10 protein-coding genes are annotated in these 8,680 nt (G+C 61.3%); 1 reads left to right on the forward strand and 9 read right to left on the reverse strand.

Annotated features, from left to right (window positions below; genetic code table 11):
* The coding region (locus WCB02_RS04820; protein WP_423956695.1) for a Crp/Fnr family transcriptional regulator at positions 1-444 on the forward strand (444 nt) is incomplete at its 5' end.
* 187 nt (positions 445-631) lie between these two features.
* On the opposite strand, the gene WCB02_RS04825 is transcribed toward WCB02_RS04820, so the two are convergent.
* From WCB02_RS04825 to WCB02_RS04865, 9 genes are all read right to left on the reverse strand, one after another.
* Positions 632-1,021: a peptidoglycan-binding domain-containing protein gene (locus WCB02_RS04825; protein ID WP_423956696.1), complete on the reverse strand. Its 390-nt coding sequence runs from the start codon at positions 1,019-1,021 to the stop codon at positions 632-634.
* A 320-nt stretch (positions 1,022-1,341) separates the two neighbouring features.
* The gene (locus WCB02_RS04830; RefSeq protein WP_423956697.1) at positions 1,342-2,853 is read right to left on the reverse strand and encodes an MFS transporter; all 1,512 of its coding nucleotides are present in this window, start codon (positions 2,851-2,853) and stop codon (positions 1,342-1,344) included.
* Positions 2,854-3,319: 466 nt separating this feature from the next.
* The gene (locus WCB02_RS04835) at positions 3,320-4,750 is read right to left on the reverse strand and encodes a DUF1254 domain-containing protein (RefSeq protein WP_423956698.1); all 1,431 of its coding nucleotides are present in this window, start codon (positions 4,748-4,750) and stop codon (positions 3,320-3,322) included.
* A gap of 95 nt (positions 4,751-4,845) precedes the next feature.
* Positions 4,846-6,072: a PRC-barrel domain-containing protein gene (locus tag WCB02_RS04840; RefSeq protein WP_423956699.1), complete on the reverse strand. Its 1,227-nt coding sequence runs from the start codon at positions 6,070-6,072 to the stop codon at positions 4,846-4,848.
* Between the two features lie 381 nt (positions 6,073-6,453).
* Positions 6,454-6,951 carry a DsbA family protein gene (locus WCB02_RS04845; RefSeq protein ID WP_423956700.1) on the reverse strand — a complete coding sequence of 166 codons (498 nt, stop codon included), beginning with the start codon at positions 6,949-6,951 and terminating at the stop codon, positions 6,454-6,456.
* Between the two features lie 634 nt (positions 6,952-7,585).
* Positions 7,586-7,714 (reverse strand): hypothetical protein, encoded by a 129-nt coding sequence (locus WCB02_RS04850; protein WP_423956701.1) that lies wholly within the window; start codon positions 7,712-7,714, stop codon positions 7,586-7,588.
* A gap of 166 nt (positions 7,715-7,880) precedes the next feature.
* Positions 7,881-8,072: a hypothetical protein gene (locus tag WCB02_RS04855; protein WP_423956702.1), complete on the reverse strand. Its 192-nt coding sequence runs from the start codon at positions 8,070-8,072 to the stop codon at positions 7,881-7,883.
* A 129-nt stretch (positions 8,073-8,201) separates the two neighbouring features.
* Positions 8,202-8,474, reverse strand: coding sequence for a hypothetical protein (locus WCB02_RS04860; RefSeq protein WP_423956703.1), 273 nt, complete (start codon positions 8,472-8,474; stop codon positions 8,202-8,204).
* Between the two features lie 36 nt (positions 8,475-8,510).
* The coding region (locus WCB02_RS04865; RefSeq protein ID WP_423956704.1) for a winged helix-turn-helix domain-containing protein at positions 8,511-8,680 on the reverse strand (170 nt) is incomplete at its 5' end.

An 8,680-nucleotide genomic window follows, 5' to 3' on the forward strand; every position in this document is an offset into this window, starting at 1 on the left:
CTGCTGCATCGGCGCGTCGTGCGAGTCGGCGGAAGCGCGATTCAAATTCCCATGAGCGATTTCCGCGCCGCTCTGAACGAATTGCCGGTACTCCATGCGATTCTTTATCGGTATGTCGGCGTCGTCCTGATGCAGACCTCTCAGTCGGGGGCATGTAATTCGGCTCATCGGCTCAAGCAGCGCCTCGCAAGATGGCTGCTTCTTGCGCGCAGCGGACTTCAGCGGAACGAGCTGCCGTTGACGCATCTGACCTTGGCGGGCCTACTGGGAGTGCGCCGGGCGAGCGTCACCGAATGCCTCGAGATCCTTCAAAGGGAACGGGTGATCGAAACAAGCCGGAACCTGATCGTCATCAAGCATCCCGAGCTGCTCAAGAGCCTGTGCTGCGATTGCTTCCGTCTCATGGAGCGGGAGTACGAGCGTTCGGTCGGGCAGGGGCTATGATTGGCGGCGTAGGACCCGGACAAACCCGAGCGAAGAAATCGAACTTGATGCCCAAGGCTTCATTCATATTCCACCGGCCGGCTTTGCCGGATCGTTCGGCCTGGACCGAATTGGCGCAATGCCGCCGCGGGGGCCCGGCGCGGGGCGCGTCCCTGCGCCGAGCGCCCCGGCAGCGTGCAAGCCGCGGCTACTTTGTCTTCTGGTTCTGCGAAAATTCCGAGGTATTCAGACCGAGGTCTGCGATTGTCTGCTGGTTGAGCCGGCCGTTCGATTGGATTTGCTTGCTCTGCTGGAATTTTTCCAGGGCGACTCGCGTCTCTGGTCCCCACCGTCCGTCGGTCCGGCCGGCGCGGAATCCATCCTTGTCGAGAGCCTGCTGAACCTGCTTGACCTCCGTGCTCGACAGCTTCTGCGGCGGTATCGGTTGGTTATTCGGAGCATTCTGAGCCGACTGCCCGGAACTGTTCTGCTGGCCGCTGTTCTGCGTCTGGGTGGGTTGCATCTGGGTGGACTGTGGCTGCTGGGATCCGCCAGAAGCGGCGAGCGCCGGCGCGGCAATCACGCCGCTGGCGAGCAATGCAATAGCGAGTGCTTTCATGGTCGTCCTTTCGAGCTTGTTTGGGTTGCCGGATTCGTTCCGGCGATCACTCAACGCCTCAGGACGCCGGGCCGTTGCCGGAACCGGCGGGACGAATGATGAAAACTCCGTAAGGTCGGTGCGATGAGGTTTCTGTGCCGAGATGATTGCTCGGCAAGAGCAATCACGGCGAGCACGAGGACCCATTCACAGGGAACGCGATGGAGGCAGGAGTATATTTGGCCGATCAAGCAGTGCGCGGAGGGTGCCACATGAAACGCCAACGCGACCGCGCTCTCGAGTGGCCCCAAGGCGTCCTCTCAAATGGTTGCTTCTTCGTCGGCGCCGCGCCGCTTTCGCTCGCCCTCGCGGCGCATGCACGAAAGTGCGGCGGCGATCAGCGCGAAGATGGCGAACATGGCCAACACGACGCGCGCGGCACTCAGGAGCGCCTCGGGCGGCGCGTGCAGGCTGTCGCCAATCCGCCCGGTCGTGGCGCCCAGACGCCACGCGAGAACAGCCGCCGCCGCTGCCACGCCGACACTGGTGCCGAACGATCGTGTCACGTTGAGGATTCCGCCGGCCTGCCCGACGTCATGCTCGGGCGCGGCCGCCATGACCGAGCTGTTGTTCGGCGATGTGAAGAGTCCTTGCCCAATGCCCAACAGCGCAAGCGCGAGTGTCAACGGCAACGGGGCGGTTTGTCCGGGTCGCAACGCCAACGCGAGCCAGACGAAGCTGATGAAACTGAGCAGCATGCCGGCGGTCGCAAGCAGTCGCGGGCCGACCCGGTCGTAGAGCGCACCGCTCAGCGGTGACAACAGTCCGATAAATGCCGGAACCGCCATCAACTGGAACCCGGCCGCGAGCGCGTCTTCATGAAATGAGCGCTCGAAAACGAAGGGCATGAGAAAGAATACCCCGAACAGCATTGCGTAAGACAGCAAGCCGGCGAGATTACCGGCCCAGAAAACGTGCTGGCGGAACAGCATCGTGTCGAGCAGCGGCGCGCGTTGCCGGTTCTCCCGCCAGATGAACAGCGGCAGCAGAAGCGGCGGCACGAACGCGCAGCAGAGAAACGCGGGTGATCGAATGCCCCACGCGTGCCCTTGGTTGATGGCAAGGACCAGCGCCGTCAGGGCCGGGGCGAGGAGCAGCGCGCCACGCCAGTCAAATTGCCGACCGCGCGCATGTGTCTTGGTCTGCGGCAGCACAAGCCAGCCAATGATGGCACCGAGCAGGCCAATGGGCACATTGATCCAGAAAATCCAACGCCAGCTCAATGCATGAATGAGCAAGCCGCCGATTGCTGGACCGGCGCTGAGCCCCACCGCCTGCGCGGCGGACTGCAGACCGATGGCCCGTCCGCGATGCTGTTCGCCCGCGGCACTGACGACGATGGCTATGCTGTTGGTCTGCAACAATGCGGCGCCGACCGCCTGGAAAATCCGAAACCCGATCAGAAACGGCAAATCCGGCGCAATGCCGCAAAGCCCCGATCCCGTCACGAACAGCAGGAAGCCCACCGTGTAGAGGGTCTTCCGGCCATAAAGATCGGCAACGCGGCCAAACACCGGCAGAAGGACCGTCAGTGTCAGCGTATAGGCGATGGCCACCCAACTGATGAGGCCGAGGCCATGATGAAATTCGCGTTCGAGCACTGGCAGAACCAGCTGTGCGATGCTGGCGTCGAGCTGCCCCATGAAGGCGCCGATGCAGACCGTGCCGACAACCAGCCAGCGATAGTATGGCCGCCGGGCAACGAGGCGGGCAGGCGGGTGCTCCGCGAGAATGTCTCGCCAGGTCCTATATGCAGTGACAGAACTACGCACCAAACCACCCTTCGATCGCGCTCCGCAAACTCAGCGACAGGGTGCTTTAGTAGCGCCTGCCCGCGGCTCGGCTGCTCAACGCCGCGACCTCGAGTTTCGATCAGCTTCCAGCGTAAAACGTTGGCGCAGATATCAGCAGTCGAACCCGCGCGATGAGGCCCGCTACGCGCCGTGCGCCAACTAGAAGCAGCAGCCCAGCCAAAGGTTCCAGACCGGTGACTTTGGCCGGATGGCGGTGCTGCCGTGCTCGGGCCCTCCAGCGCTTCCACAAATCGGCGCGTCGTCGAACGCCAGCCGTGATGCGGACTGCGCCACGGGTGGAAGCGCCGTGCAGCGTCGCAGGCGTGTGAAGCCGCGAGCCGAGTGCAGATATTGCGTCGACAACCGCTCGACGCCACCCCGGCGCGAGATCGGCGACGGGAACCAAAGCAACAGGCGCCGTTGCGGCCGCGCAGTTCTTGGCTCGTTATGCCTGTTTGACCATGGGAGGCTGCCACGATCCTTTTCCGAGTGGCAGAATCGAAGGCGGTCGGATCTTGGGCCAATACAGCCGCAGCTTCAAGAGAATCGGACCATTTGGCGCAGGCAGCCAGTTGGCCTCTTTGTCGGGGCCCGGCGATCTGTGCTGGATGTGAACCGTCAGTCCTCCGTCTGCATCGGCTTTCATCGTCGGCAGCATTGGCGAATTGACGAGATAGCGGTTTATCGAATTCTTGCTCAAGAACTGCGTATTTCCGTCGTACATCGTTAGAGACCAGAAAGCGTTCACAGGCGGTAACTGACCTGGGGAGAAGGTGATCGCATAGTTGCGCCTGCTGCCGTCCAACGTCTCGCCGTCTGCGCTCGTCCGCGTAAACAGGCATACGGCCTCTTGCGGATCATCGCCGTAAAGGGCCACCGCCGCCCGGGCCCCGCGCAACAGCCAGTTGCCGTTGTAGAACGCGCCGTCTCCAAAACACACGACGGACTGCCAGCCGCCCAACGCAACGGTGGCGTCGACGAGCGCCTTGTCGACTTCCCGGTTGCCCACCCTTATGCCCAACGCTATCTCAACCTTTTCCTTCAACGAGAGATCGCTGAACCTGAAGGTCCGGCCGGCTCCGACGCCAATTCGGGCAAGCTCGTTGCGAATGTCCGATTCAATGAATTGGGCCGGTGCGAATTGCAGGGCGAAGGCGAGGTATTCGAAGAAGTTTCTCTTCAATAACCGATTGTCTATCTTTGGAAAGCGGATGGCTTGCGCGGGCGGCGGCGGTTGCTTCTGATATCCGGAAAGCGTCTGCACCTTGTATCCCGCCTGGACCTTCTTGATGTTGTCGATGTCGCTCGGGTCGAAAAGCTGGGTACGAAATAGTGCGATTGAAAACTGTGTGGTCGACCGGAAAACGTTCCGGATGCCGGCCGGAGGTTCGCCCGACCAGTCCGGTCCGACGACGAGAAAGTCGCCGCCCGCGTTCCCGGTGGTGCGAGAACCGATGTAGCCGTAGTTGTAGAGGTTGCCATCGCACAGCAGGACTGAGAGGTAGCGCTTCGGTCCGATCGCGGGGACCGATACGACAACCGGTTCCGCCCGCAGGTCGATCCAGGCCACGGAGCGTATTGTATCGCAGTTCGGCGAACGAGCAGCCGTGTCCTTGTGGGTAAGAATACGGTCCTCGTTTCTGATCTGATTGAGGGGCGCCTTGAATTGCCTCGAGGAGCGGTCAATGGCGCACCTGTACATCATTTCGTAGTTCATCACGATCGGCAGACCGTAGACGAATCCGGCCTCGGCAATACTCGCTGTCGAGAAGAAGTTGAGAGGGCCGCTCTGAGCCGCTGCCGGAACAGGCTCGGCCGCCCCCGAAGCGGTTGCGAGCAGCGCAGCGGCTCGAAGAAACTGGCGTCTGGTCGGCATTGAAGAATTATCTCAGGCTTGCTGTCTGATCTTCGCCCGACGTCGAATTGCGGCCGTCCCACCGCGCGGTTACGTGGAGCGGTGCCGGTGACCGTTTAGCCATCGCGGGGCCTTCGCCAATAGGGCGCCAGATCGAAGTGCGCGTAAAGTTCCGCGAGATTCTGCTTCGAAACGAAGCGAGACCGGCTGGTCCCACCCGCTTCGAGAGCCGGCGTGTTTCGCAGCAGCAGCTCGCTCACCGTTAGACGGTCATCTCCGGAATCGTGGGTGGACCAGGTCAGCGCTCGAATCGGTATCGCTAGCCGGGTCAGATGGTGCCCGGAATGCTGACGGCGCTCTAGCCCAACGTATGCGATATCGCCGCGATCGAGATCGATGACAACCTGATCAATCTGGCCGATCAGACTGCCATTTTCGGAATACACGCGTGCTGATGTGAGTCCGGATGTCGATGTGGTCGTCGGAGCCCGCAACGCGGAGACCACGGCATTTTGGTCTATGGTAAGGCTGCCGGCGGAGTCGCTCCGATGATCCTCATGCGCCCGTTGACCGTTACCCGACTGATCGGTTGCAACAGCCGAGTTATCGCCTGCAAGACCCGAGTTTTGATCACTGTAAGTTTCTCGTCGATCCGGCGGCTGCCGATCCAACTTCAAGCTGCTCTGCTCCTGAGCGGGATGATCTGTCCGGATCGCTTGCGGCGGGTCGCCCGTTTGGCGCTCAAGTTCTGTCAGCCGGTCGCATTGAGTTCTTTCTGTCATCGCCCCAGCAGGGGTCGAAAGACCGGCACAGCCACCGGGCACGGGCAAAAAGCCGGGCCGATAGGGATCCCCGGGGCCGAGGTCGGCGTACCCGTACGGGTCGACCCCGCGCGGGTAACCCCAATAGCCATAACGCCTCGTTTGCGTACTCGATGCGACCATCTGGTAGATCAGGCTGCGATCGATCAGCGGAGCGTGACGCAACTCGTCTGCGGTAACGTTGACGGCGATCGTTCTCCCGTCGAGGCCGAAGGTCAATGACGGCCACGGCACCGCAACGAGATAGCCGCCCAAATCAAAGTTCGGACTCCCCTCGATCAGGACATATTTGATTTTCCCGCCTGCACTGTCGACGATCAGCGATGCGACCCGGCCTGCGGCATTTCCGTTCCGATCGGCGATGGATTTCCCGACGATGTCCTTGGCGGCAATGACCGGTATCTTGTCGGTCTGCTGCAAATCACCGGTTCGATCGGTCGTCTCCCACGGCTGGGCCGCTTGGGTGATCGCCGGCACGAGCGACCAGATAATAGCCCCAACCAGTATTCCGATGTTTTTCACGTGCGACCTCAAAGCCTTTCGTCGCTGCGTTTGCCGCGAACCCCGACCGCTCATCCGACGCTCTGCCGAAATCGATCTGTGACCGGCTGGAAACTCTCCGCCAAACCGGCCCGCACCTGGCGATTCATCACGCCGCGTGGTGGCTCGCGCGCGCATCTGGCGCCCGCTCACATCGTCGAGCGCTTGAGAAACGCGGTGAGTAGAGATGCGGTCCCGGGCGTTTTGTCAAAAAGTCGTTATTCTTGCGAGCGGAGCCGGCGCGGGCCTTGGCCCCGTCGAAAGGCACATGTCGCCGACCCGGCTTCCGGGAGCCATCAGGCCGTTCGGGAATGGACGGCTTGTTGCCGCCGGGACGATGATGCATGAACCGAGGCCCCATGATCAACTTCCCGTAGAGGGGTGGATAGCCTCATCCAGCTCTGCAATCGACATGTCGCCAACGTATTTTCGACCGCTAATGAAGAACGTCGGAGTGGCGTCAACCCCAAACTTCTTCGCGGCTCGATCGCGAACCCATTCGATTCCGCCAAGCACCTTCTGCTTGGCCAGGCAGGCCTTGAAGCTCTGCTTTGTGAAGCCGGCCTGCCGGGCGACGGATAACAATGGCCCGATTGGCTCCGGCACAGCCCACTGCTCCTGGGTTCGAAACAGGAGCCCGATGACCGAGAAATAGTCACCCTTCGGTGCACAGCGGGCAAGCATGAAGCCGCTGGCAGCCAATGGATCAAACGGGAATTCGCGAAAGATGTACCGTACCTTCCCGGTGTCGATGTACTCCTTCTTGAGCTTGGGGAAGGTCTCCTCCGCGAAATGCGCACAATGGGGACACGTCAGCGATGCGTATTCGATAATTGTCACCGGCGCGCTATCCGATCCCATCGCCTCCTCTCCGAGAGGGCCGGCCCGCATCGGGTCGGCTTGCGGGATCGTTTGCGCGAACGATGATCTCATGACTGGCGCAATCGACAACGCCATCGCGAGAAGTACGGTTGCCAGCAACGGTTGGCGAAACCCAGAAAAGCTGGCGGACGTCGGGCGCAATTGAGTCACCTTGAATCAATCACCTGGGATATTGCCGTTGCGGCACGCGAGGCGTCGCCGGCTGCAGCGAACAAACAACGCAGTGGACCGAGGTTCGATTGAGGTTCGGGACCGCGAAGAGAATTAAATTTTGGACAGATTACCCGGCTGGATCGATCGGGGTCGCAGTCCCGGTTTCGTCGTTGCCGACAATCGGCGATCGAGCGCGTCTACCGCCTGACTCGGCCGGAACGCGCGGTCGCCGAATCCGCCGCGCGTTCAACGACGGCGTGGCCGGCGTACGGATCGTATCTTTTGTCGCGCGCGAATCGTATTCGGGCCCGTCTGCGATGGAGGGCGATTGAACCTTCTCATCGAGACCCGCGATGCTTGTCATTGATTGGGTCAGGCGCTGACGCAATTCGCGCCAGTTATGCGATGGCGGCGAAGGGGTGGTTGATGTGAAAGCAGCGCGGTGACGCAAGCGCGTTGTTCAGCTCCGGTCCCTTGTCTTCCAGATGACGACCATGAAAACGGCGATCACGACGGCTGCGATCAACATCCAGTTCTGGGCCTCAAATCCCAGAACCGTGATGCGCCCCATCAGGAATTCCAAGGCCATGTCCTCTTTCTGAGCAAAGCACGTATTTTTGGGGCAAAACGATATTTTCTGTATCTATCTGGCTGTTGTTTGCCGCGCAAGCGAAGCTGCCGTTGAGGCGGCTCTTGTGCGGGGACTGGACGGGTTGTGGAATCTGCCTCGCTGACGCGCCGGCTCGACGCAAGGCTTATGGGGATGATCGAACGGCGGGATCGAGCATGAGCAGCTTGTCGAATTCGTCGGGCATGTAGCGAACGCCGTCGGGTGCGCTGATGAAGACCTGCCAGCCGTCCCGCAGCAGCGATCGCGCCTTCGCAATCGCTACGACGGCGCTCAAGCGAACCGTGGTCGCGGCCGCTTCACCCCTTGAAGCGTTCACGATGAAGGCCACGTTCACGACGCCGATTTGTCCAAAGATCTGTTTCGCGTTCCAGCAAGTTCGTTCCAGCAACTCGGGATCTCGCGGCGGTGCAGCCCGCGATCGCGTCACGTTGCGGCTGAGGAGGGGTCAAAAGGTGTTTTGGAGACCCGTTTCCCTCGACAGGCTGTTGAGAAAGTCTTCCAGGGCGTCTCGTCCTGCGAGCTCCGCGGCGCGATGGGAGGGGAAGCCGCCCTCCCGGATTCTGACGCCCATCGGGTTTCTCCTGCGACGTATCTCCCAGCACCAGCAATCGCGGCCAATGCCGTTGCGGGATACGACGACGTAGAATGATTTGCGCGTGGCGGGATGCAGCATGGCCAATTCAACGGACACCGTCATCGTGGCGAGGAGATAAAGCATGCGGTCTCTGCTCCAGACCGACTTGCGCGGGCACGTCTACTCGGCAGGGCAAGCTTCGAGACGATTCTGTAGCCGATAGCCGACGCCCGATTCCGTGATCAGCAGGCGCGGCTGGTTCGGATCGGTCTCGATCTTCTGCCGCAGCTTGCGTACCAGAATGCGCAGATACTGGATGTTGTCGTGCTGGTTGCCGGTCCAGATCTCCC

The organism is Bradyrhizobium sp. (assembly GCF_049581145.1).
Lineage (GTDB): Bacteria > Pseudomonadota > Alphaproteobacteria > Rhizobiales > Xanthobacteraceae > Bradyrhizobium.

Bases quoted from the DNA above. Each gene is read 5' to 3' on its own strand.
- WCB02_RS04835 (WP_423956698.1), bottom strand. From the start codon at position 4,750: ATGCCGACCAGACGCCAGTTTCTTCGAGCCGCTGCGCTGCTCGCAACC.
- WCB02_RS04845 (WP_423956700.1), bottom strand. From the start codon at position 6,951: ATGGGATCGGATAGCGCGCCGGTGACAATTATCGAATACGCATCGCTG.
- WCB02_RS04850 (WP_423956701.1), bottom strand. From the start codon at position 7,714: ATGGCCTTGGAATTCCTGATGGGGCGCATCACGGTTCTGGGATTTGAG.
- WCB02_RS04860 (WP_423956703.1), bottom strand. From the start codon at position 8,474: ATGCTTTATCTCCTCGCCACGATGACGGTGTCCGTTGAATTGGCCATG.